Origin of the sequence: Kitasatospora sp. NPDC086801, from assembly GCF_044745805.1 — a bacterium.
In the GTDB taxonomy this organism is placed as follows: domain Bacteria; phylum Actinomycetota; class Actinomycetes; order Streptomycetales; family Streptomycetaceae; genus Kitasatospora.
Window position 1 is genome coordinate 106,729 of record NZ_JBIVAX010000006.1, and the last position, 23,886, is coordinate 130,614.

23 protein-coding genes are annotated in these 23,886 nt (G+C 74.7%); 11 read left to right on the forward strand and 12 right to left on the reverse strand.

All coding sequences use genetic code 11. The features are described 5' to 3' along the window. Window positions 1-627 precede the first annotated feature (627 nt). On the reverse strand, window positions 628-1,290 hold the full coding sequence (locus ACIPLC_RS10390) for a TetR/AcrR family transcriptional regulator C-terminal ligand-binding domain-containing protein (protein WP_400472537.1): 663 nt from the start codon (window positions 1,288-1,290) through the stop codon (window positions 628-630). A gap of 147 nt (window positions 1,291-1,437) precedes the next feature. Here ACIPLC_RS10390 and ACIPLC_RS10395 point away from each other — a divergent pair, with 147 nt between their 5' ends. Both ACIPLC_RS10395 and ACIPLC_RS10400 read left to right on the forward strand, forming a co-directional pair. Beyond that, the gene (locus ACIPLC_RS10395) at window positions 1,438-2,475 is read left to right on the forward strand and encodes an aldo/keto reductase (RefSeq protein ID WP_400472688.1); all 1,038 of its coding nucleotides are present in this window, start codon (window positions 1,438-1,440) and stop codon (window positions 2,473-2,475) included. A gap of 51 nt (window positions 2,476-2,526) precedes the next feature. After that, complete coding sequence (locus ACIPLC_RS10400; RefSeq protein ID WP_400472538.1) at window positions 2,527-3,048, forward strand: GNAT family N-acetyltransferase; 522 nt, start codon at window positions 2,527-2,529, stop codon at window positions 3,046-3,048. Between the two features lie 21 nt (window positions 3,049-3,069). Here the strand turns inward: ACIPLC_RS10400 and ACIPLC_RS10405 are convergent, their stop codons facing one another. Beyond that, window positions 3,070-5,136 carry an MDR family MFS transporter gene (locus ACIPLC_RS10405; protein ID WP_400472539.1) on the reverse strand — a complete coding sequence of 689 codons (2,067 nt, stop codon included), beginning with the start codon at window positions 5,134-5,136 and terminating at the stop codon, window positions 3,070-3,072. A gap of 319 nt (window positions 5,137-5,455) precedes the next feature. On the opposite strand from ACIPLC_RS10405, the gene ACIPLC_RS10410 reads away from it, so the two are divergent. After that, window positions 5,456-6,925, forward strand: a complete 1,470-nt coding sequence (locus ACIPLC_RS10410; RefSeq protein ID WP_400472540.1) for an MFS transporter — start codon at window positions 5,456-5,458, stop codon at window positions 6,923-6,925. A 34-nt stretch (window positions 6,926-6,959) separates the two neighbouring features. On the opposite strand, the gene ACIPLC_RS10415 is transcribed toward ACIPLC_RS10410, so the two are convergent. Then, window positions 6,960-7,820 carry an ABC transporter permease gene (locus tag ACIPLC_RS10415; protein WP_400472541.1) on the reverse strand — a complete coding sequence of 287 codons (861 nt, stop codon included), beginning with the start codon at window positions 7,818-7,820 and terminating at the stop codon, window positions 6,960-6,962. Next, the gene (locus ACIPLC_RS10420) at window positions 7,817-8,728 is read right to left on the reverse strand and encodes an ABC transporter ATP-binding protein (protein ID WP_400472542.1); all 912 of its coding nucleotides are present in this window, start codon (window positions 8,726-8,728) and stop codon (window positions 7,817-7,819) included. The genes ACIPLC_RS10415 and ACIPLC_RS10420 overlap by 4 nt, the downstream gene beginning before the upstream one ends. Window positions 8,729-8,860: 132 nt before the next feature. Here ACIPLC_RS10420 and ACIPLC_RS10425 point away from each other — a divergent pair, with 132 nt between their 5' ends. Together ACIPLC_RS10425 and ACIPLC_RS10430 are read left to right on the forward strand one after the other, a co-directional pair. Next, the gene (locus tag ACIPLC_RS10425) at window positions 8,861-10,123 is read left to right on the forward strand and encodes a sensor histidine kinase (RefSeq protein ID WP_400472543.1); all 1,263 of its coding nucleotides are present in this window, start codon (window positions 8,861-8,863) and stop codon (window positions 10,121-10,123) included. Next, a complete protein-coding gene (locus ACIPLC_RS10430) occupies window positions 10,120-10,812 on the forward strand; it encodes a response regulator (RefSeq protein ID WP_400472544.1) in 693 nt (230 codons plus the stop codon). The genes ACIPLC_RS10425 and ACIPLC_RS10430 overlap by 4 nt, the downstream gene beginning before the upstream one ends. 11 nt (window positions 10,813-10,823) lie before the next feature. Here ACIPLC_RS10430 and ACIPLC_RS10435 read toward each other — a convergent pair whose 3' ends face one another. The 4 genes from ACIPLC_RS10435 to ACIPLC_RS10450 form a co-directional block, all read right to left on the reverse strand. Further along, window positions 10,824-11,663 carry an SAM-dependent methyltransferase gene (locus tag ACIPLC_RS10435; RefSeq protein WP_400472545.1) on the reverse strand — a complete coding sequence of 280 codons (840 nt, stop codon included), beginning with the start codon at window positions 11,661-11,663 and terminating at the stop codon, window positions 10,824-10,826. A 141-nt stretch (window positions 11,664-11,804) separates the two neighbouring features. Next, window positions 11,805-12,566 carry a hypothetical protein gene (locus tag ACIPLC_RS10440; RefSeq protein ID WP_400472546.1) on the reverse strand — a complete coding sequence of 254 codons (762 nt, stop codon included), beginning with the start codon at window positions 12,564-12,566 and terminating at the stop codon, window positions 11,805-11,807. Between the two features lie 132 nt (window positions 12,567-12,698). Continuing rightward, window positions 12,699-13,712, reverse strand: coding sequence for a DUF1648 domain-containing protein (locus ACIPLC_RS10445; RefSeq protein WP_400472547.1), 1,014 nt, complete (start codon window positions 13,710-13,712; stop codon window positions 12,699-12,701). Beyond that, window positions 13,709-14,056, reverse strand: coding sequence for a GntR family transcriptional regulator (locus ACIPLC_RS10450; protein WP_400472548.1), 348 nt, complete (start codon window positions 14,054-14,056; stop codon window positions 13,709-13,711). The genes ACIPLC_RS10445 and ACIPLC_RS10450 overlap by 4 nt, the downstream gene beginning before the upstream one ends. Window positions 14,057-14,159: 103 nt before the next feature. Here ACIPLC_RS10450 and ACIPLC_RS10455 point away from each other — a divergent pair, with 103 nt between their 5' ends. Further along, a complete protein-coding gene (locus ACIPLC_RS10455; RefSeq protein ID WP_400472549.1) occupies window positions 14,160-16,553 on the forward strand; it encodes a DUF4118 domain-containing protein in 2,394 nt (797 codons plus the stop codon). On the opposite strand, the gene ACIPLC_RS10460 is transcribed toward ACIPLC_RS10455, so the two are convergent. Then, window positions 16,514-16,867: a hypothetical protein gene (locus ACIPLC_RS10460; RefSeq protein ID WP_400472550.1), complete on the reverse strand. Its 354-nt coding sequence runs from the start codon at window positions 16,865-16,867 to the stop codon at window positions 16,514-16,516. The genes ACIPLC_RS10455 and ACIPLC_RS10460 overlap by 40 nt on opposite strands. Before the next feature lie 43 nt (window positions 16,868-16,910). Here ACIPLC_RS10460 and ACIPLC_RS10465 point away from each other — a divergent pair, with 43 nt between their 5' ends. From ACIPLC_RS10465 to ACIPLC_RS10480, 4 genes are all read left to right on the forward strand, one after another. After that, the gene (locus ACIPLC_RS10465) at window positions 16,911-17,465 is read left to right on the forward strand and encodes a universal stress protein (protein WP_400472551.1); all 555 of its coding nucleotides are present in this window, start codon (window positions 16,911-16,913) and stop codon (window positions 17,463-17,465) included. A gap of 3 nt (window positions 17,466-17,468) precedes the next feature. Next, window positions 17,469-17,885, forward strand: coding sequence for a hypothetical protein (locus tag ACIPLC_RS10470; protein WP_400472552.1), 417 nt, complete (start codon window positions 17,469-17,471; stop codon window positions 17,883-17,885). A gap of 347 nt (window positions 17,886-18,232) precedes the next feature. Next, on the forward strand, window positions 18,233-19,804 hold the full coding sequence (locus tag ACIPLC_RS10475) for an APC family permease (RefSeq protein WP_400472553.1): 1,572 nt from the start codon (window positions 18,233-18,235) through the stop codon (window positions 19,802-19,804). A gap of 115 nt (window positions 19,805-19,919) precedes the next feature. Further along, window positions 19,920-20,978, forward strand: a complete 1,059-nt coding sequence (locus ACIPLC_RS10480; RefSeq protein WP_400472554.1) for a Clp protease N-terminal domain-containing protein — start codon at window positions 19,920-19,922, stop codon at window positions 20,976-20,978. A 190-nt stretch (window positions 20,979-21,168) separates the two neighbouring features. Here the strand turns inward: ACIPLC_RS10480 and ACIPLC_RS10485 are convergent, their stop codons facing one another. From ACIPLC_RS10485 to ACIPLC_RS10495, 3 genes are read right to left on the reverse strand one after another with little or no spacing between them, the layout of a single operon-like run. Then, entirely contained in the window at window positions 21,169-21,558 is a 390-nt protein-coding gene (locus ACIPLC_RS10485) for a roadblock/LC7 domain-containing protein (protein WP_400472555.1), read from the reverse strand. Then, window positions 21,555-22,577, reverse strand: coding sequence for a hypothetical protein (locus ACIPLC_RS10490; protein WP_400472556.1), 1,023 nt, complete (start codon window positions 22,575-22,577; stop codon window positions 21,555-21,557). Before ACIPLC_RS10490 ends, ACIPLC_RS10485 begins: the two co-directional genes overlap by 4 nt. Then, entirely contained in the window at window positions 22,574-22,933 is a 360-nt protein-coding gene (locus tag ACIPLC_RS10495; protein WP_363587515.1) for a hypothetical protein, read from the reverse strand. The genes ACIPLC_RS10490 and ACIPLC_RS10495 overlap by 4 nt, the downstream gene beginning before the upstream one ends. Window positions 22,934-23,074: 141 nt before the next feature. Between ACIPLC_RS10495 and ACIPLC_RS10500 the strand changes: the two genes are divergently transcribed. Continuing rightward, window positions 23,075-23,440: a hypothetical protein gene (locus tag ACIPLC_RS10500; RefSeq protein WP_363587517.1), complete on the forward strand. Its 366-nt coding sequence runs from the start codon at window positions 23,075-23,077 to the stop codon at window positions 23,438-23,440. Window positions 23,441-23,886 lie beyond the last annotated feature (446 nt).

Genomic DNA, 23,886 nt, shown 5'->3' on the forward strand with positions numbered 1-23,886 from the left:
GGCGCCCGCCGCCCCCGCGCCCGCGCCCGCCGCGCCTCCGCCGGCTCCGGTCGTGCCCGCCGCGCCGGCCATGGCGCCCGCCGTACCCGCCGTGGCGCCCGCTGTCCCGATGACCCAGCCAGGACCAGGGAGTTCCCCCGTGACGTGTTTCTTCGACCCCTCGCACGGCCTCGGCTCGACGGCGGTGCTGTGGTCGCCGCAGTGGGGCGTGCCGCGCCAGATCGAGACCTGCGCCGCCTGCGCCCAGCGGGTGCAGACCACTGTGCCGCCGTTCTACACCCCGCAGCAGGGCTACCCGCAGCCGGTCCAGCAGGGCTACCCGCAGGTGCCGGGCCAGGGCCAGCCCGCTCAGGGCCAGCCGGGCCAGGGCGGGCGCCGCTTCGGCACCGGCGCGCTGATCGGCGCGGGCGCGGCCGGCCTGGTCGGCGGCGCGCTGCTCAACGAGGCGTTCAGCGACGACACGCCCGAGGTGGTCGTGAACAACTACTACGAGGGCGACGACGACAGCTTCTTCTAGGCCGTTCCCCAGGGCGCCCCTGGACCGTCCGCCTTCCCGCCGGCCGTGCAGTTCGTCGAACTGCACGGCCGGCGGCGTTCTCGGACGTTGTGAGGCACTGTCAGGCGTTGTCAGGCGCGCTCCCGCCGGTACGCCCCCGCCCGGGCGGCCGCCTCGGCGGCGGCCGCGGCACGGTCGGCGGCGGCCTCGTCGAGCGGCTCGGCGGTGGTGAGCATCCGGTAGTAGAGCGGCGCGGAGACGGCCCGGACCACCTCGAACGCGTCGGTGTCCGGCGGGAGTTCGCCGCGTTCGACGGCCTCGGTGACGCACAGCGCCCACTCCTCGACCCGGCGCAGGTAGAAGCGCCGCAGCGCCTCGGCGGCGCCCGGGTCACAGGTGGCGGCCACGATCACCGCGCGGAACAGCGCCCCCTGTCGGGGATCGGCCAGTGTGTGCTGGACCAGCCGGGCGTTGGCCCGCAGGTCCTCGGCGAGGGAGCCGCTGCGGGCGCGCGGCAGGGACTGCTCGGCCATCTCCGCGAGCAGGTCGGCGACCAGTGCGGTGGTGGTGCCCCAGCGGCGGTAGGCGGTGGTCCGGCCGACCCCGGCCCGCTGGGCGACGTTGCCGAGGTCGAGGCCGCTGAAGCCGTGCTCGACCAGGGCGTCCTCGGCGGCCCGCAGGACGGCGGCGCGGACCCGGGCGGTGCGCCCGCCGGGGCGCCGCGTCCCGGGGGTGGGGGTCTCCGGGGTGCCCGGGGTGCCTGGAGCGTCCGGCGCGGAGGACTCGGCAGTCATTAACGGGATTCCTGTTCCATTAGGTCGACGGGCTCTGTTAGGGTCGAGTCATCCTAACGGAATGGGAGTCCCGTTAAGGGCTCCGAGGGGAGAACTGCCATGGAAACCAGCACGGCAACCAGCGCCGGAACCGGCACGGCAACCGCCATGGAATACCGCCGACTCGGCTCGTCCGGCCTCAAGGTCCCGACGCTCAGCCTCGGCACCGGCACCTTCGGCGGCCGCGGACCGCTGTTCGGCGCCTGGGGCACCACCGACGTCCAGGAGGCCCGCCGCCTGCTCGACATCGCCATCGACGCCGGAGTCACCCTGTTCGACACCGCCGACATCTACTCTGACGGCGCCTCCGAAGAGGTCCTCGGCCAGGCCATCCGCGGCCGCCGCGACCAGGTGCTCGTCTCCACCAAGGCCGGCCTGCCGACCGGCGACGGCCCGCAGGACGCCGGCACCTCCCGAGCCCGCCTCACCAGGGCCGTGGACGACGCGCTGCGCCGCCTCGACACCGACTACCTCGACCTCTTCCAACTGCACGCCTACGACGCCGGCACCCCGATCGAGGAGGTGCTGGCCACCCTCGACGACCTCGTCCGGGCCGGCAAGATCCGCTATATCGGCGTCTCCAACTTCTCCGGCTGGCAGCTGATGAAGTCCCTCGCCGTCGCCGAGCGCTACGGCCGCCCCCGCTACGCCGCCCACCAGGTCTACTACTCGCTGGTCGGCCGCGACTACGAGTGGGAGTTGATGCCGCTCGCCCAGGAGGAGGGCGTCGGCGCCCTGGTGTGGAGCCCGCTCGGCTGGGGCCGCCTCACCGGCCGGATCCGGCGCGGCCAGCCGCTCCCGGCCAGCAGCCGGCTGCACGACACCGCCGACTACGGCCCGCCGGTCGAGGACGAACTGCTGTACCGGGTGGTCGACGCGCTCGACGGGATCGCCGCCGAGACCGGCCGCACCGTCCCGCAGGTCGCCATCAACTGGCTGCTGCGCCGCCCGACCGTCTCCTCGGTCATCATCGGCGCCCGCAACGAGGAGCAGTTGCGGCAGAACCTCGGCGCGGTCGGCTGGTCGCTGACCGACGAGCAGGCCGCCCGGCTCGACGCGGCCAGTGCCCGCACCGCGCCCTACCCGTACTTCCCCTACCGCCGGCAGGAGGCCTTCGCCCGTCTCAACCCGCCGCTCGCGGGCTGACCCGGGGTAATCGGCTTGCCCCGCCGTCCGGTCTGCGGCAAGGTCCGCACCATGTCCGAACTGCACGAACCCGAACTGCGCGAACCCGAACTGCGCCGGCTCACCTCCGACGACTGGGCGCTCTGGCGCGAACTGCGCCTGGCCGCGCTGACCGAGGCGCCGTACGCCTTCGGCTCCACCCTGGCCGACTGGCAGGGCGCCGGCGACCACGAGGCCCGCTGGCGCTCCCGCCTGGAGATCCCCGGTGCCCTCGACCTGGTCGCGGTGCTGGACGGCCGCCCGGCCGCGATGGCCAGTGGCGTCCCGGCCGACGAGGACGGGACCGCCGCCGAGCTGATCTCCCTGTGGGTCGGCCCGGCGGCGCGCGGCCGGGGCGTGGGGGACCGGCTGATCGGCGCGATCGCCCGCTGGGCCGCCGGGCAGGGGTTCACCACCCTCAAGCTGGCGGTGAACCCCGACAACGACGCGGCCATCGCCCTCTACCTCCGCAACGGCTTCACCGAGACCGACGAGCCCGGTGACCTGATGGCCGACGGCGTGCGGCGCGAACTGATCCTGGCGCGGAGGCTCTAGCTGGGGCGTGTCTGACAATCCCTAGGTTCTGGCGGTGACCTTCGAACGGGCGTGGGCCGGAAGGCCGTTGGCGAGGTCCTCGACCATCAGGCGCCAGGCGATGGCGGTCGCCGCGGTGCGCAGCTGGGGGCTGCGCGGGCGGCCGGCGTCGGCGTCCAGCCGGGCGTTGAGCCAGTCCGACCAGGCCTGGGCGAGGACGCGGACCTCCTGGGATCCGGCCTCGGTGGGGGAGAGCCGGTCGCCGTCGCGGGTGAGGTAGCCCTCGGCGGCCATCCGGTCGAAGACCGGCTCCAGGACCTCGGGCGGCACCCGCTTGCGGGCGGCGATGAGGTCCAGAGAGGCCTGGCCGACGGCCTTGGTGTGGCCGGCGACCTCCATCAGCGCCCAGGCCCCGGCCAGGTCGACCCGGGTGTCGGCGTCGTCGACGATCGAGCGGACGGTGTCGAGGTCCACGCCGCGGACGATCTTGCCGACGGCGTACTCCAGGTGCGGGTCGGAGTCGCTGGTGGTCGGCTGGGCGAAGCCCTCGCCCATGTCGGTGGAGCCGGCCCGGGCGGTGTCCCGCAGCTGCACCTGCTTGAGGAAGAGCGCGACCACGAACCCGACCAGGGCGACCGGCACCGTCCACAGGAACACGGTGTGCAGGGCGTCGGAGTAGGCCTGGACGATCGGGGCCGCCTGCGCGGCGGGCAGCCGGTGCAGGCCCTGCGGGCTCTCGGCGGCCCGGGCGAGCAGGGCCGGGTCCGCGCCGGTGAGGCGGGCGGAGGAGGCCACGCCCTCGGTGAGTTCGGTCTTGAGGCTGTTGGCGTAGATGGTGCCGAACACGGCGGTGCCGAAGGAACTGCCGATGGTGCGGAAGAAGGTCACCCCGGAGGTGGCGGTGCCGAGGTCCGCGTAGTCGACGGTGTTCTGCACGGCGATGGTGAGCACCTGCATGCTCAGCCCGATGCCGACGCCGAGCACGAACATGTAGAGGGAGGCGAGCGCGGTGCCCGTGCCGGGTTCGAGCCGGGAGAGCAGGTAGAGGCCGACGGCCATCACCAGGGTGCCGACGATCGGGAACACCCGGTACCTGCCGGTCTTGCTGACGACGTTGCCGCTGGCGATCGAGGCGAGCAGCAGCCCGATCACCATCGGCAGCGTCCGCACCCCGGAGACGGTCGCCGAGTCGCCGTCGACGTACTGCAGGAAGGTCGGCAGGAAGGTCAGCGCGCCGAGCATCGCGAAGCCGACGATGAAGCTGAGCACCGAGCAGACCGCGAACACCGGGTTCCGGAACAGCCGCATCGGCAGCATCGGTTCGACGGCCCTGCTCTCCACCCAGCAGAACAGCCCGAGCGCGACGGCGCCGCCGGCGAACAGGGCGATGATCACCCCGGAGCCCCAGGCGTACTCGTTGCCGCCCCAACTGGTCGCCAGGATCAGGGCGCTGGCGCCGACCGAGACCAGCGCGATCCCCAGGTAGTCGATCACCGGGCGCGCCGCGGAGCGCACCGAGGGGATCGTTCGGGCGGCCGCGATCACCACCAGGATCGCGATCGGCACGTTGACGTAGAACGCCCAGCGCCAGGACAGGTGGTCGGTGAACAGCCCGCCCAGCAGCGGCCCGATCACCGTCGCCACGCCGAACACCGCGCCGATCGCGCCCTGGTACTTGCCGCGCTCGCGCAGCGGGATGACGTCCGCGATCAGGGCCATGGCCGTCACCATCAGGCCGCCCGCGCCGATGCCCTGGAGCGCCCGCCAGGCGATCAGCAGCGTCATGTTGGTCGCCAGGCCGCAGAGGAACGAGCCGGTGATGAAGACGACCGCCGAGACCTGGAACAGCAGCTTGCGCCCGTACAGGTCGCCGAACTTGCCGGCCAGCACGGTGGCCACCGTCTCGGCCAGCAGGTAGGCCGTCACCACCCACGACATGTGCGCGGCCCCGCCGAGGTCCGCGACGATGGTGGGCAGCGCGGTGCCGACGATGGTCTGGTCGAGCGCGGCCAGCAGCATGCCGAGCACGATGGTGGCGAAGACGACGTTGCGCTGCCGGACGTCCAGCACCGGCGGGGCGGTCGGCGGGGTTTCGGTGGCGGCGTTCATGCGCCCGCCTCGCTGCGCTCGTCGGCGGCATCCACCCACGCGCGCCCCTTGACGACTCTCCCCCGGCCTCCGGCCGGGGGGACCCTCGTGCTTCGCTCGCTCATGTGCCCAGCCTCCGGGGCGCCGGGGAAGGCCGCGAACGGGTTCGGCCGTCCGGGTGAGCGGTGGCGCGGGCGGCGCAGCCCGGCTGGCGGCGCCGGGGCGGCGCCGTCCAGGATGGCCGTTCGGAGGGGGTCCGCGCGGCGGGCGGGAAGGCCGGACGACGGCCGGCCGCCGGACGCGAAGCCAGACGACCGCCGGACGCCCGGAAGGTGCTCCCATGACGGCCCAACCCCCGTGCAGCACCCCGGAACGGAAGCCCGGCGCGAGCGCCGCGGGCAGGCGGGCCGAGGCGAGGCGCTGGCGGGCGTTGACGGTCTGCCTGGTCGCCGGGTTCATGACGCTGCTGGACGTCAGCATCGTCAACGTCGCCCTGCCGACCGTGCGGGTCGGACTGCACATGTCCGACAGCGGCCTGCAGTGGGTGCTGAGCGGCTACGCGCTCGCCTTCGGCCTGGTGCTGGTCCCGTCCGGGCGGCTCGGCGACGCCCGCAGCCGACGGGCCGTCTTCCTCACCGGGCTCGCCCTGTTCACCGCGGCCAGCGCGCTGGCCGGGGCGGCGGAGAACCAGGAGTGGCTGGTGCTGGCCCGGCTGTTCCAGGGCGCGGCCGGCGGGGTGCTGGTGCCGCAGGTCTCCGGCTTCATCCAGGTCCTGTTCCAGGGTGCCGAACGCGGCCGGGCCTTCGGCGCGCTCGGCGCGACCATCGGACTGTCCACGGCCGTCGGCCCGCTGATGGGCGGCCTGCTGATCCACCTGTTCGGCCCGCAGAACGGCTGGCGCTGGGTGTTCCTGGTCAATCTGCCGATCGGCGTCGCCGCCCTGCCCATCGCCTACCGGCTGCTCCCGCCGCCCCCGCCGGCGGCCGAGCGGGCCGGGCACCGGGACTTCGACCCGGTCGGGGTGCTGCTGCTCGGCGCCGGGACGGTCTCGCTGCTGCTGCCGTTCGTCCAGGCGCAGCAGTGGCACGGCGCGGCGCGCTGGCTGCTGCTGCCGCTGGCCGCGGTGCTGCTGGGGGCCTTCGTCGGCTGGGAGCGGTACTACGCGCGGCGGCGGGAGCCGCTGGTGAGCATGGCCCTGTTCGCGGTGCGCCCGTACGCGGCGGGGGTGGGGCTGTCGCTGGTGTACTTCGCCGGGTTCACCGCGATCTTCTTCATCTTCACGCTGTACCTCCAGGCGGGCCTGCACTACTCGGCGCTGACGGCGGGCCTGGCGATCACGCCGTTCGCGGTCGGCTCGGGCGTGTCCGCGGCGATCGGCGGACGGCTGGTGCACCGGCTCGGCCGCCGGCTGGTGGTGCTCGGCCTGCTGCTGGTGCTGGTCGGTCTGCTGGCCTCGGCCCTGGCGGTGCAGCTGTGGGCGGGGGCGGCGATCGGCTGGGCGACGGTCGCGCCGCTGCTGGTCGCCGGGGTGGGCAGCGGGCTGGTGGTCGCCCCGAACCAGACCCTGACCCTCCAGTGGGTGCCGATCGCCCGCGCGGGCAGCGCGGGCGGCGTGATGCAGACCGCCCAGCGGGTCGGCTCGGCGGTCGGCATCGCCGTCGTCGGCTCGGTCTTCTTCGCCCACGCCCAGGGCCCGCACCCGGACTGGACGCTGGCCTTCCAACTGGGCGTCACGGTGGCGGCGGGCCTGGTCCTGGCGGCGCTGCTGGTGGCCTTGGCCGATGTCGTGGCGGACCGGCGCGACGGGTGAGCGCCGTTCCCGGCGGCGCCCGCCGGACGGCGGGTCAGTGGTCGCGGCGCTGGATGACGGTCGCGGCGACCACCACCGAGGCGAGCGCCCAGAGCGCGAAGGTGGCCCAGGAGCCGGCGACGGTGGCCGGGTGGGCCGAGGGGAGCGTGTGCGCCTGGTCGGCCTGGGCCAGGCGGCGCCAGGCCTGGAGCGGCATGGCGTGCAGGAGGTCGGCCGACCAGCGGTAGCGCTCGTTGAAGAACGCGGGCAGGAAGAACAGCACCAGGACGGTGCCCACCACGGCTCCGGCGGTGTGCCGGATCAGCGCGCCGAGGGCGAATCCGGCGAGGGCGCAGACCGGGGCGAACAGGACGGCGGCCGCGACGAAGCGCAGCGCGGCGGGGTCGGTGACGGAGACGCCGATGTGCGTGTCGGCGAGGACCGCCTGGCAGGCGCCGAAGGAGACGCCGGCGGTGACGGCGCCGTAGCCGAGCATGACCGCGGTCAGCACGCAGGCCTTGGCGGCGATCACGGCCCGGCGGTCCGGGACGGCCACCAGCGTGGTGCGGATCAGCCCGCTCGCGTACTCGCCCACCAGGACGAGCGCGCCGACGCTGCCCGCGACGATCATCACGACGTCGGCGGCGATCATGGTGAAGGAGTCGCCGAGCGCGACCTGCAGCATGGTCGCCGGATCGCCGTCGCCGACGGTGTAGTGGTCGTAGGTGTACCGGGCCGCCTTGAGGTTGGCGGCGATGATGAACAGGGCGCTCAGGCCCAGCACCCAGGTGGTCGAGCGCAGGGACCAGAACTTGATCCACTCGGCGGCCAGCAGATCGCGGAAGCGGGTGCGCGCGGTGGTGTCGGCGCCGGTCGAAGGAGCGGCCGGGGTCGGGGTCGGGGTCGGGGTGGTCATCGGGGCTCTCCGGCGAGGTAGTCGACGCTGTCGGCGGTCAGTTCCATGAACGCCTCCTCCAGGGAGGCGGAGCGGGTGGTCAGGGCGTGCAGCAACAGGCGTTGCTCCAGGGCGAGTTCGCCGATCCGGGTGGCGTCCAGGCCGGTCACGGCGAGGGTGCCGTCCGGGCCGGGCCGGACGCCGGCGCCCGCCGCGGTCAACACGGCCGCCAGCCGGTCGGGTTCGGCCGCCCGGACGGTGACTCCGCCGCGGCCGGCCCGGGCGGCGAACTCGGTGAGGCTCTCGTCGGCGATCAGCCGGCCCCGGCCGATCACCACCAGGCGGTCGGCGGTGTGCTCCATCTCGGCCATCATGTGGCTGGAGACGAAGACCGTCCGCCCCTCCTCGGCGAGGCGGCGGAACAGGCCGCGCACCCACAGCACGCCCTCCGGGTCGAGGCCGTTGAGCGGCTCGTCGAACAGCAGCACCGGCGGGTCGCCGAGCAGCGCGCCGGCGATGCCGAGCCGCTGCTTCATGCCCAGCGAGTAGCCGCCGATCCGGCGCCCGGCGGCCTTGCCGAGGCCGACCTCGGCGAGCACCTCGTCCACCCGCGCGGCCGGGATCGCGTTGGCGCGGGCCAGCGCCCGCAGGTGGGCCGCACCGGTGCGCCCGCCGTGGACGTCGCCCGCGTCGAGCAGCGCGCCGACGTGGCGCAGCCCGCGCGGCCGCGCCCGGAACGGGTGGCCGCCGACGGTGGCGGTGCCGCCGGTCGGGTCGTTGAGGCCGAGGATCAGCCGCAGGGTGGTGGACTTGCCCGCGCCGTTGGGGCCCAGGAAGCCGGTCACCCGGCCGGGCCGGACGGTGAAGGTGAGGCGTTCGACGGCGGTGGTGCGGCCGTAGCGCTTGGTCAGCTCGGTGACTTCGATCATGGGCTCAACGGTGCCGGGCGGGGCCGGGCCGCCGCATCGGACCGGCGCTGACACCGCGGGCCCCGGCTGTCACCCCCGGCCGTACAACCACGGTCCGATGACGGCGACTCGGCCCGTCGATACGATCTTCGTATGCTTGCGACGCCCTCTCCGCCCCTGTTCCGGCGCATCCCGCCCGAGGTCTGGGTCGGGCTCGCCTGGTGCGTAGCCGCGGCCTACCCCGCCGTCCTGCTCGGCGGCAACGCCCGGTACCACGGTGGGGCCGCCGCCCACGGCGGCCTGTCCTTCACCCTGGCCACCACGGTGGTGGCCTTCGCCGGCGCCGCGCTGGTGCGCCGCCTGCCGGTGCTCGCGGTCGCCCTGCTGTTCGTCGCCACCTTCACGGAGACCGACGGCTGGGCCGCCGGCACCCAGGTGCCGCCGGCCTCGCTGCTGGCCGTGGACGTCGCGCTCTGCCTGATCACCGCCACCCGGCCGCGCCGCAGCTCGCGGGCCGCGTTCGCGCTGGTGATGGGCCTGCTCGTGCTGCACATCGGCCTGGTGCGCGGCAACACCGTCGGCATCTTCACCGGCACCCACATCGGCTCCGCCGACGGCGCCGCGCTGCTCGCCCTGGTCGCCTGGCTGGTCGGCCGCTCGGTGCGGCAGAGCCGTGAGCACGCCCGGGCGTTGGGCGAGCGGGCGGCCGGCGAGGCGGTGACCGCCGAACGGCTGCGGATCGCCCGCGAGATGCACGACACCGTCGCCCACACCATCGGCATCGTCGCCCTTCAGGCCGGCGCCGCCCGCCGGGTCATCGACACCCGCCCCGACCGGGCCCGGGAGGCGCTGGCCGAGATCGAGAACGCCGGCCGGGAGACCCTGGCCGGGCTGCGCCGGATGCTCGTCGCGTTGCGCCGGGCCGACGGCGAGACGTCGGCGATCACCCCGCAGGGCCCCAGTCCCTGTCCGGCGGATCTCGCTGACCCGACAAGATCCACCGGACAGGGCCTGGCCGACCTCGACCGGCTGGCCGCCGCGACCACCGCCGCCGGCGTCCGGGTCGAGGTCCGGCGGCGGGGCGAACAGGGCCCGCTGCCACCGGAGATCGACCTCTCGGCGTTCCGCGTCATCCAGGAGTCCGTCACCAACGTGGTGCGGCACGCGGGCACCCGCTCCTGCCGGGTGCTGGTCGACCGCCGCACGGCGGGCGAGGTGGCCGTGGAGATCACCGACCGGGGCCGCGGTACCGGTACCGGCACCGGTACCAGCACCGCTCGGGGCGGCGGCTTCGGCCTGGCCGGGCTGCGCGAGCGGGTCGGCCTGCTGGACGGCGAGTTCGAGGCCGGGCCGCGCCCCGAGGGCGGCTTCCGGGTCGCCGCCCGACTGCCGATCCCCGTGGAGGTGAACGCATGACCCGCGTCCTGCTGGTCGACGACCAGCCGCTGGTCCGGGCCGCGCTGGAGATGGTCATCACCGAGACCGCCGACGTCGAGGTGGTCGGCGAGGCCGGCACCGGCGCCGAGGCCGTCCGGCTGGTCGGCGAACTGCGGCCCGACGTGGTCGTGATGGACCTGCGGATGCCCGGCATGGACGGCATCGAGGCCACCCGCCTGATCACCGGGGGCGGCGGGCCGACCAGGGTCGTCGTGCTCACCACCTTCGACGACGACGACCACGTGTACGCGGCGCTGCGCGCCGGGGCGTCCGGCTTCCTGGTCAAGGACATGGCGCTGGACGACATCCTCGCCGCCGTCCGGGTGGTGGCCGCCGGGGACGCCCTGATCGCCCCGAGCGTCACCCGCCGGCTGATCTCCTCCTTCGCGGACCAGCGGCCGGCGCCGGGCCCGGCCGTGCCGGCGGAGGCCGCGTCGGCGCCGACCCCGGCCGCCCGGAGGCTGGGCGCGATCACCGACCGGGAGCGGGAGATCCTCACCCTGGTCGGCCGGGGCCTGTCCAACACCGAGATCGCCGCGGACCTGGTCCTCAGCATCGCCACCGTGAAGACCTACATGACCAGGCTGCTCGCCAAGCTCGACGCCCGCGACCGGGTCCACCTCGTCATCCTGGCCTACGAGGCGGGCCTGGTCTCCGTCCCCGGCTGACGCCCGCCGGCTCAGCGCTTGATCGCCACGCCCGCGTACATCGCGATGTCCTGGTCGCGGATCGGCGCGGCCCCGGCGTCCGGGCGCCAGTGGTGGACCAGGCTGACGCCGGGGTCGAGGAGGTCGTAGCCGTCGAAGAAGGCCGCGGTCTCCTTCTGGTCGCGGATCTGCAGCGGGATGCCGCGCGCGTTGTACTCCCGGCCGACGCCGCCCACGCCCACCGGGTCGGTGTCCCCGGTGAACACGGTCAGGGCGAGGAAGCTGCCCGGCGCCAGGGCGTCCATGAATCGGCGCACGATGCCCTGCGGGTCGTCCTCGTCGAGCACGAAGTGGACGATGGCGATCAGCGACAGCGCCACCGGCTGGGAGAGGTCGAGGACCTCGCGCAGCCGGGGGTTCTGGATGATCGAATCCGGGTCGCGGAAGTCGGCGTCCACGTAACAGGTGCGGCCCTGCGACGTGCTGGACATCAGGGCCCGCGCGTGGGTGAGCACGATCGGGTCGTTGTCGACGTAGGCGACCCGCGCGTCCGGGGTGATCGCCTGGGCGATCTCGTGGACGTTGGGCGAGGTGGGGATGCCGGTGCCGATGTCCAGGAACTGCCGGACGCCGTACTCCTCGGTGAGGTGGCGGACGGCGCGCTGCATGAAGTCGCGGGTGGTGCGCATGGAGATCGGCAGCGACGGCCAGGCCTGCACCGAGGCGTGCGCGGCGACGCGGTCCGCCTCGAAGTTGGTCTTGCCGCCGATGAGGTAGTCGTAGACCCGCGCCGAGTGCGGTACGTCCATCCGCAGATCCACCGACGGGTACTCCTCCTGCGGACCGCGCCCTGCCCGGACCTCGTTCGACATGCTTGTCCTCCCGTTGCTGGGGTTCCGTCACCGGCCGCCCCGATGGCGGGCCTTGGTGCGCATGGTAACGGTGTTCTGGTACGACAAGATGACGATTGCTCAGGGTTCGGGCTTCCCGCTGCGCCGGCGACCGGGCGGAGCCTAGGGTTGGGCGGCCGGGCTGCCGGCGGCGGGGGAGCCGGACTGCCCCGGGAGAACGGGGTGGTGTCCGTACGATCGACCGGCGGCGGCGAGTTCGAGTGCGGCGCCGGTCCAGGCGGCACCGAAGGCCCAGGTCGAGAACCACTCGCAGAGGTACAGCGGGTGGACGGCCCAGTCCTTGCCGAGGCCGGCCGCCCCGGCGACGACGGCGAGCAGCAGGAGCACCAGGGTCAGCACCCCGGCCGCCAGGTAGGCCCGGCTGACCCAGGGCGGCTGCGCGGAGCGCGGGTTCCGGAAGGAGTGGACGCAGAACATCGCCAGGACGAACAGCAGCAGTCCGGCGAAGGCGTAGTGCAGCAGGCCGACCGCGCTCTGGAACGCGGTGGCGCCCTGCGGGGCGGTCGGGCACAGGGCGACCCCGAGCGCGAACACGCCGGCGGCGGTGCTCCAGCGGTCGTCCCGGCGGTCGAAGCGGTAGCAGATCAGGAACACCCCGAGCGCGCACAGGCCGCCGACGAAGAGGTTCCGGGTGCTGGTGTAGTACGAGCCGCTCATCGAGGCCGGCCAGAACCCCGCCGTGCTCTGGCCCCTGAGCTCGGCGAACAGCCAGTTCCCCAGGGGGAGTGCGAGCGGCAGCAGAATGCCGATCAGCCCGACGCCGAGTCGTAGGAAGGTGATGGTCCGTTCGTCCTGGTTGGTGTCTCCCCGGGCGTCGACCGCGTCGCGCCCCGGGGTTCCTGCCGTCCGCCGTTCGTCGGTCACGGACGCCTCCTTGCCCTCTGCACAATGAGCAGCTGTCAGCTGGTGTACCCACGCCGCGGCCCCTGCCCACACCACCGGAACGGGCGGTTTGAAGACGGACCCCAGGGATGGGCCCCGGGCGCGGGACGGGGGTCAGCTGATGGGGCTGGCGGCCTTGGCGATGAGGGAGTTGAGCAGGGCCGCGCCGCGCTCGGCGTCGTCGACGCTCACGGCGAACTCGCGGCCGCGCCGGGTGCGGACCACCAGGCAGACGCCGCGGCGCAGCATCACGGTGGTGCCCAGGCCGTTGACGCGGTAGCCCCAGCCGCCGGCCTGGGCGGGGGTGCGCAACTCGGCGCGGGCCGAGTCCAGGTCGGCGGGGTGCCAGCGCCGGGCGGGCCGGCCGAACGGGCCGAAGCCGACGGACAGGCCGTCGGCGGTCACCCGGGCCGTGACCGAGGAGCAGCCGAGGACGATGACGGAGGTGGAGGCGAACGGCACGATCAGCGACCAGTTGAGCGCGATCAGCCCGCTGGCCGGGGCCAGCACGCCGACCAGCCCACCCAGGGCGAGGACGGCCGAGGTCAGTTGCAGCCACGGGTTGGCGGCCCGGGAGAGCCAGACCAGTTGCTCGCCCGGCGCGGCCGCCAGCGTCGGCGCCCCGGTCGCCGGGCGCGCCCCGGCGGGGGAGTCGCCGCGCGGGCGGACAGCCAGCCAGGTCAGCAGGCCGGCCAGGCCCGCCGCCACGATCAGGGCGACCACCTCGAAGCCCATCGGCGCGGCCTCCTGCCAGCGGGCGCGGTCCAGGTTGGCGTGCACGACGGAGGTCTGCGCCCCCGTCAGGAGCACGCCGCCGGCGGCCAGCGTCGCCCCGGTGGCGCCGCGCGCCGAGAAGGCCGGGAACCGGCGGGCGACCGCGGTCGCCAGCACCAGCACCAGCCAGACCGCCGCCGGGAACAGCGCGGCCGCCGTCAGCGACATGGAGCCGTCCGGATCCTGCCCGCTCCAGTGGGTGGCGAGCGGGTCCGGCAGCCGGTTGCGCGCGGCCCACGGCAGCGTGATCAGCAGGGCCAGGACGCCGGCCGACCAGGCCACCGCGCCCCAGAGCGCGCCGCGCCCCGCCCCGGGCTCCCGGCGCTCCTTCGCTATGAGTCCCTCGTCCGTCACGACATCCCCCTGATCATGTCCACGAGATCGTTCCTGCTGTAGCCAGACCGGGCCGCGTCGGCGACCAACTGTCGTACTCGCTCGGCCAGTTCGGAGCGCGTGTCGGCCTCCGCGGCGACCGTGACGCCCCGGCCCCGGCGGAACTCCAGCACGCCCTCGTCGCGCAGCGTGCGCAGCCCGCGCAGGACGGTGTTGGTGTTCACCCCCAGCGCCCGGGAGAGCTCCCGGGCCGGCGGCAGTCTGTCCCCGGGGGCGCACTCGCCCTCGGCGACGGCCCGTCTGATCGCGCCCGCCACCTGCTCGTGCAGGGGGCGGGCGTCGCCGGTGTCCAGCTTCAGCAACATGGTGCTAATGACGATAGCACCATCCGGATCTTACGGTGGTTCCCCTCTCGCGCGCCCCCGCCTCCGGGCGCAGCATGGACACCGAGGAGGTGGCGGCACGGCGGTGAGCGGACGACTGCGGGTGTTCCTGGGGGCGGCGCCGGGGGTCGGCAAGACGTGCGCCATGCTCGCCGAGGGCCGCCGGCTGCGCGACGACGAAGGCCTGGACGTCGTCGTCGGACTGGTCGAGACCTACGCCCGCCGGGGCACCGAACACCAGCTCGGCGACCTGCCCGTGCTGCCCCGCCGCACCGTCGGCCACCGCGGCACCACCCTCACCGAACTCGACGTCGACGCCCTGCTCGCCCGCTGCCCGCAGCTCGCGCTCGTCGACGAACTCGCCCACACCAACGCCCCCGGCAGCCGCCACGCCAAACGCTGGCAGGACGTCCGGGAACTCCTCGACGCCGGCGTCGACGTGGCCACCACCGTCAACATCCAGCACCTGGAGAGCCTCAACGACGTCGTCGAGCAGATCACCGGCGTCGCCCAGCGCGAGCGGATCCCCGACGAGGTGGTCCGCGCCGCCGACCGGATCGAACTCGTCGACCTCAGCCCGCAGGCCCTGCGCACCCGGATGGCCCAGGGCGCGATCTACCCGCCCGACCGGATCGACATCGCCCTCGACCACTACTTCCGGGCCGGCAACCTCGGCGCCCTGCGCGAACTCGCCCTGCTCTGGCTGGCCGACCGGGTCGAGGAGGAACTCGCCGACTACCGCGCCCGGCACGGCATCCGGGCACCCTGGGAGACCAAGGAACGCATCGTCGTCGCCCTCAACGGGGCCCCGCAGGGCGAGCACCTGATCCGCCGCGGCGCCCGCACCGCCACCCGGGTGCACGGGGACCTGATCGGCGTGCACGTCCGGCCCGACGACGGCACCACCGTCCACGAGCCGCCCGCCCTCGCCGGACAGCGCGCCCTGCTGCACGAGCTCCACGGCGGCTACATCGAGGTCGACGGCAACGACGCCGCCCGCGCCCTGGTGGACTTCGCCCACGCCGAGAGCGCCACCCAGATCCTGCTCGGCCCGACCAGCCGCAGCCGCCTGCGCGAACTGGTCTCCGGCTCGGTGATCAACCGCGTCATCCGGCTGGCCGGCCCGATCGACGTCCGGGTCGTCCCCCCGCCCCAGCCCGGCCTGCTGGCCGTCCCGCCCGCACCCCGGCGCCGCCGCCCGGCCGCCGTCCCGGTGCGCCGCCGACGCCTGGCCTGGCTCACCGGCCCGGCCGCGACGGCCGCCCTGGCCTGGGCGCTCTCCCCGCTGCGCGACTCGCTCGCCCTCCCCGGCGCCCTGCTCTGCCTGCTGCTCGCCGTCGCCGCCACCGCCCGGCTCGGCGGCCTGCTGCCCGCCGCCGCCAGCACCGCCGCCGGGGCGCTCGCCGCCGACTACTTCTTCACCGTGCCCTGGCACAGCCTCGCCGTCACCCACGGCGCCGACCTCGCCGCGCTGCTGCTCTTCCTCGCCGTCGCCGGGATCATCTCCCACCTCATCGACGTCCTCACCCGCCGCTCCCAGCAGGCCGACCGGGCCCGCGCCGAGGCGGCGGTGCTGGCCCGGCTGGCCGGCGCGGCGGTCGAGTCCGGTGCCCGCGCACTGCCCGACCTGGTCGCCGACCTGCGCCAGGTGTTCGGCCTGGAGGGCGCCGTCGTCCTGGTCCGCACCGGCCAGGCCTGGCGCCCCGTCGCAGCCTCCGGCACCGCCCTCCCGCAACGCCCCGAGGAGGCCTCGCTCGCCGTCGACCTCGGCCCGGACGCCGTCCTGGCGCTGCGCGGACCGGCGCTCACCGAGGAGGACACCCGGCTGCTCGGCCCCTACGTCACCCAGCTGCGACTGGCCCGGGAGCGCGAACGGCTGGCCGCCCAGGCCGCGGCCGCCGAGACCCTCGCCCACACCGACGCCCTGCACACCGCGCTGCTGGAGGCCGTCGGACAGGACCTGCGTGCCCCGCTCGCCGTGCTGCGCCGCGAGGCCGCCGACCTGCCGGGGCCGCCGGGGCGGCGGATCGCCGCCGAGGTGCGGCGGATGGAACGCCTGGTCGCCGACCTGCTGGACCTCGACCGGCTGCGGGCCGGCGAGCAACCGGTGCTGCTGCGCCCCACGGCGCTGGCCCCGGTGCTCGCCGCCGCGCTGGCCGCCCTGCCGGGCGAGCGGGGCGGTGTGCGCCTCGCGCTCCCGGACGGCCTGCCGCCCGTGCTCGCCGACGCCGGCCTGCTGGAACGCGCCCTCGCGGACATCCTGGCGGGGGCCGCCCGGCCCGCCCTGGTGGACGCGGGCACGGTGGCCGGGCGGGTCCGCCTCCGGGTGACGGCCCCCGGCCCGGCTGCCGACGGCACCGGCCTCACCGTGGCGCGGGGCTTCGTCGAGGCGATGAACGGCGAGCTCACCGCCGAACCGTCCCCCGCCGGCGGGACCGCCTACACCCTCGACCTCGCCCGCGCCCCGCACCCGGCGTAGGGCGCGTCGTCCTCGACCAGGCCGGACTCCTGGAGCGGCGCGCCGATCGCGGTGGCCTCCTCCTCCCGGCGCAGCAGTCGGCGGCGCCGGGACTCCGGCCCCGGCGGGTCCGGTTCGGCGCCGTCGCGCAGCCGGGTGGTCGGTCGGGAGGTCGGGAGGTCGGGAGGTCGGGCGGTCGGCGCGCGGTTGGTGGACGGGAGGTGGGCGGGCGGTCCGCGTATGGACCGCGTTGGGAAGGCGGCCCGGGGCGTCAGGAAGGCGTCAAGGACGGGCGGCGGGCGGTCGGCGCGGCGGTTGGGTGGAGGACGAGACACCAGGCGACACGCCAGGTACGGAACGACGACGCGAGGACGGACCATGCACGGCAACGGGCGGCACGAGGGCAGCGGCACCGGCAGGGTGGTGGTCGGGGTCAGCGGATCGCTGGGCAGCCTGGCCGCCCTGCACCGCGGCGTGGCGGAGGCCCGCCGCCGTGGCGCCGAACTCGTCCCGGCACTGGCCTGGGAGCCGCCCGGCGGCGAACTCGGCTACCGTCGCTCGCCGTGCCCGCCGCTGCTCGCGGCGGTGCGGGAGGCCGCCGAGCAGCGACTGCGGGACGCCCTCGATGCGGCGTTCGGCGGCGCCGACCCCGGCGTGCCGCTGCGCCCGCTGGTGATCCGCGGCGAGACCGGGCCGGCCCTCGTCCGGGCCGCCGACCGGCCGGACGACCTGCTGGTCCTCGGCCAGAGCGGCGGCCTGCTGCGCCGCCGGCTGCGGCGCTCGGTCACGGCGCACTGCGCGCGCGAGGCGGGCTGCCCGGTGCTGACCGTCCCGGTGCCCGAGCTGCTGCACGACCTGGAGGCGCTGCACCGGCGCACCCGGTGGCACCTGCCGGTCGGCCCGGCGCCCGAACTCGTCGTCGCGAAGGGCTAGTTCGTGCGGATGTACGCGACCCGGCCCGGCGGGCGGCGCTACCACCCGGTCCTGGAACGGCTCTCCACCCCGACCTCGGGCACGGTGGCCCTGCTCGCCGGCGGCGTCCTGTCGATGGCACTCGGCGGGCTCGGTGAACTGCACTCCGGCTGGCTCGCCTTCGCCGCCTACCTCGCCCTGTGCGGAATCCTCGGGGGCTTCTCCCGGCCCCGGGCGGCGCCGCTGATCGGGCTGGCGGCCTGGCTGTGCTGCAACGCCTTCGCCGAGCACCGGCGCGGCGAACTGGGCTGGTCCGGGCTCTGGCCGGAGGGCTCGCACTTCGCGATGTTCACCGTCACCGCCCTGCTGGTGGCCCTGCCCACCGCCCTGCCGCGCCGGACGGTCCGGGTGGCGCGGCTGCGCCTCGACCAGCTCGGGTGAAACCCCAGAGACGGTCCCTCACCGGCCTTCGGGCCGGCGGGCGGACCACACCGAAACCAGGGCTCCGGCCGGTACTCCGGAGCCCTCGGCAACCGGTGGAAAACAGGTAGGAGGCGCGCGGCGCCGTGGCGGCGGAGCGGTCGCCGTTCGGACAGCGGGTCCGCCGAGCCAGGCGGGCACCGCCGTGACCGCACCACCGTCCGCGCCGCGTGTCGTCCGTTCACCCTGGAAGCCCCGCCGCCCCCGGGCCGCCCGCCGCCCCGGGCCGCCCGCTGCGGGCGGCGTTACGCTGAGACGACCAGATCGGTCCTCGCGGCCCCCGCTGCGCACTCAAGGGGGTGGGGCCAGTGTCGGTCTCTCCGACCAACCCCCCAATCGGTGTTCCGGCCGGTGCTCCGACCGGTTCCGGTGCGGGTGAGAAGGGCCTGAAGAGCGGCGCCCTGGGCCTGCTGTCCTCGGTGTGCATCGGCCTCGCCTCCACCGCCCCCGCCTACAGCCTGGCCGCGACCCTCGGCATCGTCGTGGTCGGGGTCGGCCTCCAGGCGCCGGTGGTCACCGTCCTGGCGTTCATCCCGATGCTGCTGATCGCCTACGCCTACAAGGAGCTCAACGCCGCCGACCCGGACTGCGGCACCACCTTCACCTGGGCCGCCCGGGCGTTCGGTCCGCGCACCGGCTGGATGGGCGGCTGGGGCATCGTCGTCGCCGACGTCATCGTGATGGCCAACCTGGCACAGATCGCCGGGGTGTACGGCTTCCGGCTGGTCGGCCTGGACTCGCTCGCGGGCAGCCGGGCGTGGACGACCACCGCCGGGGTGGTGTGGATCGTCCTGATGACCGCGATCTGCTACGTCGGCATCGAGCTGTCCGCCACCCTGCAGCGCCGCCTGCTGGCCGTCGAGGTGGTGATGCTGGTCGTCTTCTCGGTCACCGCGCTCGTCAAGGTGTACGGCTCCGCCGCGCCCCCGACGGCCGTCCCGGTCGACGCGTCCTGGTTCAACCCGTTCAACGTGCCCTCGACCTCGGCGTTCACCGCCGGCATGCTGGCCGCGGTCTTCATCTACTGGGGCTGGGACACCGCCGTGTCCGTCAACGAGGAGACCGCCGACTCCGCGCGCACGCCCGGCCGCGCGGCGGTCATCTCGACCGTGCTGCTGCTCTTCATCTACGCCCTGGTGGCCACCTCGGCGCAGTCCTTCGCCGGGGTCGGCGCGGACGGCATCGGGCTCGGCAACCCGGCCCACTCGGGGGACGTGCTGTCCGGCCTCGGCGACGCGGTGTTCGGCACCACCGGGATCGGCGTCGTGCTCAGCCGGCTGCTGATCCTGATGGTGCTGACCTCGGCCGCCGCCTCCACCCAGACGACGATCCTGCCCACCGCCCGCACCACCTTCTCGATGGCCACCCACCGGGCCATCCCGACCGGCTTCGCCCGGGTGCACCCGCGCCACCGCACCCCGACCTGGTCGACGGTCGCGATGGGCCTGGCGTCGATCGCCTTCTACGTGCTGCTGACCGCGATCAGCGGCAACGTGCTGGCCGACTCGATCGCCTCGGTCGGCCTCGGCATCGCCTTCTACTACGGCCTGACCGGCTTCGCCTGCGTCTGGTACTACCGCCGGGCGCTCACCCGCAGCGTCCGGGACTTCGTCTTCAAGGGCGTGCTCCCGCTGGCCGGCGGCCTGATGCTGCTGTACTTCTTCGCCTACGGCGCCTTCGACGTCTACGCCGACCCGGGCTACGGCGCCACCTCGATCGACCTGCCGGGCATCGGCCGGGTCGGCGGGGTGACGGTGATCGGGCTGGGCGCGCTGCTGCTGGGCGCGGTGCTGATGCTGGTGCAGCGGGTGGTGCAGGGGTCCTGGTTCCGCCACCCGGACGTCCCGGTGAGCGCCGCCGACCCGGCCTCCGCGCCCTGAGTTGCCGGTGCCCCGAACCGGCTGGTTCTGACGTTTCCTTGACGCGCGGTCACGTGTAAAGGGCGAGCAAAGCAGGCATATAGTTCGGGCAAAGCATCGTGGTGGGAGGGGCCGGATGGAGACGACGTTGGAACCGGACTGGCGCACGCTCGGCGTCCTGGGCGCGGCCCGGGGCGCGCGCGGCGGGGGCGACGGCCGCCTCGGGACGGAACACCTGCTGGCCGCTGTCGCCGGGGCGAAGGGCCCGGCCGGCGAGGCCCTGGCGGCCGCCGGGGCGACCGCGACCGCCCTGCTCGCCGTCCTGCGCGACCGCCAGGGCGGGGCCGACGCGACACGCTGGGACTCGGACGACGGGGCCGGTGCGAGCGTGCCGGCCCGCGACGCGCTCGGCCCGACCGGGGAGCGCGGCGTGCTGCTCAGCGGCGCCGCCGCCCGTGCCCTGACCGGTGCCATGGAGCGGGCCGGGCAGGACGGCGAGCGGAAGTTCAGCGCCGAACACCTGTTGCGCGCCCTGCTCGCCGATCCGCACGCCCGGGCCGCCGAACTGCTGCGCGCGGCGGGCGTCGCGCCGGGAGCGGTGCTGGAGCGACTGGCGGCGCCCGCCGGCCCCGACGCGCCGGACGGTCCCGGTGCCCCGGGCGCCCCCGACGACCTCGACGACCTCGACCCGCTGCTGCGGCCCACCCGGGACGCGCTGCTCGGCCGCACGCCGTACCGGTTGCCGCGCTGGAAGCGGCTGCTGGTACCCGGCTTCGCCAAGGTGAACATCGCGGCCGCGCCGATGGCCTGGGTCCGGCTGGAGGCCGACGGGCAGGCGCAGCGCCTCGGCCGCCGTGCGCCCGGCACCGAGCACGTGCTGCTGGCCGTTCTCGCCGTGCACGAAGTCGCCTGCCGGCACCCGCAGTTGGCCGGCGAGGGCGGCGTCGACCCGGCCGAGCGGCACGCGGGCGGGGTGCGGCTGGCCCGGCTCGGCCTGGACTACGTCCGGGCCCACGCCGCGCTCACCGCCGGGCGGGTGCCGCTCGCGGCCGACCCGCGGGCGGTCGAGGCCTACCTGTCCGGCGCGGCGGACAGGCAGGGAACCGGGCCGTTGGTGGAGGCGCTGCTCTCGGAGGAGACCCGGGCCCGGCGGCTGGTCGAGGCCCTGTGCGGCGACCGGCCCGATCGCCCCTGATTGCTGTAACTGAACGGCGTTGGGACTAGGGCGTGTTTCATAATTCGCGTCGGATCAGCGCGCGGCGTTGGGCGCCCGGCTGGGCGTGCCGGCGAAGCGTCCTCGTACTGGGCCGTACTTGGACGTTTCGCCGGTGCGTCCAGGCGGGATGCCCGGCGTCGCGCGCCCGGCGGGAATTATGAAACACGCCCTAGACCGCGGGGACCATCCCGAGCAGCTCGCTCAGGCGGCGGACCGTGGCGGGCGACTCGCGGTGCAGGCCGGCGACGTCGAGGCCCTCGTCTCCCAGGATCATCAGCAGCGCCTGCTCCCCGATCGCCAGCACCACGACGTAGCCGCTGTTGCAGCGGGTGACCACGTCGCGCAGGCCGCCCACGCCGACCTCGGCCGCGGTGCGCCGGCCGAGGCCGAGCATGGCGGCCGACAGGGCGGCGGCCGACTCGGGGTGGACGGCAGCCGTGTCGGCGGCCACCAACAGGCCGTCGGCGGTGGAGACGACACTCTCCGAGATGCCCATGACCCGGTCGCGGAGGGACTTCAACTCGTCGACCAGTACGGCGGTCGGTGTCTGGCTGCTCATGGTGCGCTCTTCTCACTCTGCTCGGTCGTCTCGGTACGCGCGGTGTGCTCGGCGCGGTGTGCGTTCGGCGGACCGTCGGAAGCTGCCGCCGCTCCCTCGGATCGGGCGGGCGGGCCGCCGGGGCCGCCCGGACCACCCGCGCCGCGTCCGCTGCGGACGCGGCGCGGCAGCGGCCCGGTATCGGCCGGCGGCGGTTCGCTCGTCGGCATGCGCGGGGCCACGCTCGGTGCCAGGGGAGCCGGGTGCGCCGGTTCCCGGTGGAGCAGGTGCCGGGCGTCCATCCGTACGACGTCGAGGAGCACCGCGAACACACCGCGCCCCAGGGCGAAGCCGAGGTCGCGCGCGGTGCGGCGGCCGGTGGCGGCGGCCAGGATCTCCCGGTAGCGGACCGGGATCCGCAGCGCGCCGGATTCGGCCCGGGCGGCAGGACGGATCCGGATGCGGGCCAGTTCGCCGGGCGGTCCCCAGAGGCGGGTCAGCAGGGCCGTCCGCCGGGCGGTCTCCGCGAAGAGCCGCTCCGGCTCGATGCCCGGGCGCAGCGCGATCCTGGCAGGCGGCGCCGCCTCGGCCGTCTCCCAACTGCCGGGCGGGCTCAGCACCAGGGCGAAGGCCCCGTCGAAGGCGGCGGCGGCGCAGACGGCTTCGAGCTCGGCGGCGCCGATCGACCCCTGAGCCACCAGGGCCGCGCCGAGGTCGCCGCCCCAGGTCGGGGGAGCGCCGGTCGGCCGGCCGACCGACGCGGCCACCTCGGCGGACGCCCACTCCTCCTCGCCGACGCGCCGGGACTTCAGCAGCAGGGTCGCGGCGGTCGGGGCCCCGGGGGTCTCGATCGCGGTGACCAGACCCTGCTCCAGGTGGATCGTGCCGCCCGGTGCGCTGGAGACGGTGACCGAGCCGGTGAACTCCGTCCGGCGCAGCGCGAGCAGCAGCGCGGGCACGTTGCGTGCGGTGGGCGGAGCCGGCGTCGTGGGAGCTGCGGGGATGGCGGGCGGCGCCGTGTCGTGGGACGGGTCGGTCATGCCAGCAAGTCCTGCGCGCGGTCGGCGGTCTGGCGGACGGCCAGCGCCAGGTTGGTCCGTTCCCGGTCCAGCACGGTGGCCAGCAGCAGGGGGTCGCCCTTCCGGGACACCACCTGGACGACCTGGTGATGGCGGGTGCTGGTGACCACCAGGCTCTCCAACTCGCTCTCCGCCCCTGCCTCGTACAGCCGCTCGCCGATCAGGTTGGTCAGCTCGGCGAGTTCGGCCCCGGTCCCGAGCAGCCGGTGGTCCCCGGCGGACTGGTAGCTGAGACCTGTGACGGCGTCGACGAGCGCGGCGCCGACCACTCCGGGGGAGCCGAGCACATCGGAGAGGGAAGCTTCGAGTGCGCGCACCAGTACCCCTTCACGTTCTGAACCCCGGTAGCGTACTTTATTCCATCATTTTCACGAGGCGACCACAACCGGTGACTTCTTGCTATTTTGTTCCTGCACACGGGAGTTCTGCCCGGAAGTCACGCAAAGGACGAACAGCGCATGAACATTGACGACGCACTCAAGGACGCGATGGCCATCGAGGGGGCCATCGGAGTGGCTGTGGCCGACTACGATAGCGGCATGTCGCTCGGGTTCCTCGGCGGGGGGCAGCAGCTCGACCTGGAGATTGCGGCCGCCGCCAACACCGAGGTCGTTCGTGCGAAGATACGCGCCTTGGCCGCGCTGTCGATCGACGATGTCATCGAGGACATCCTGATCACCCTCGGCACCCAGTACCACCTGATCCGCCCGCTGACCCGCAGTCACGGCTCGCTCTTCCTCTACCTGGCGCTGGACCGCTCGCGCGCCAACCTCGCGCTCGCCCGGCACGGTCTCAAGCGCATCGAGGCCGCTCTCGACGTCTAGCCGAGGTCGGGCCGACGGCCCGGGTGTCCGCGCCCCGTCCGGAAGGCCTGCGCGGAAGCCCTGCCTGAAGCCCTGCCTGAAGGACTGCCCGAAGGCCCACCCGGAAGGCCCGCGCGGGCCGCGTGTCGCGCGTGGAATTCCGGGCGGAGCGAATGCGGGACGTGACGAACCGGCTACGGAGATCCGTCCGTGGGAATCGGGCCGCGAATATCGCGGGTGTGCGCCGACCATGAAAATGCGTGACTTTCCGATGACTGGGCGTCATATTCGCCTCGGCTGTTCCGGCCGGCGCCGGAGCGCCGGAATACCGTGGTCGAACCGCCGGAGCGCCGGTGTTTCGGCGGTGCCGCGGAATCGGCTCGACCACGCCGCGCGCGGCACGAAGGCGCGCCGCCGAGATCCGGCGGCGGGAGCGTCCCCGGACGCGGACGACGGGTGTGTGTGTC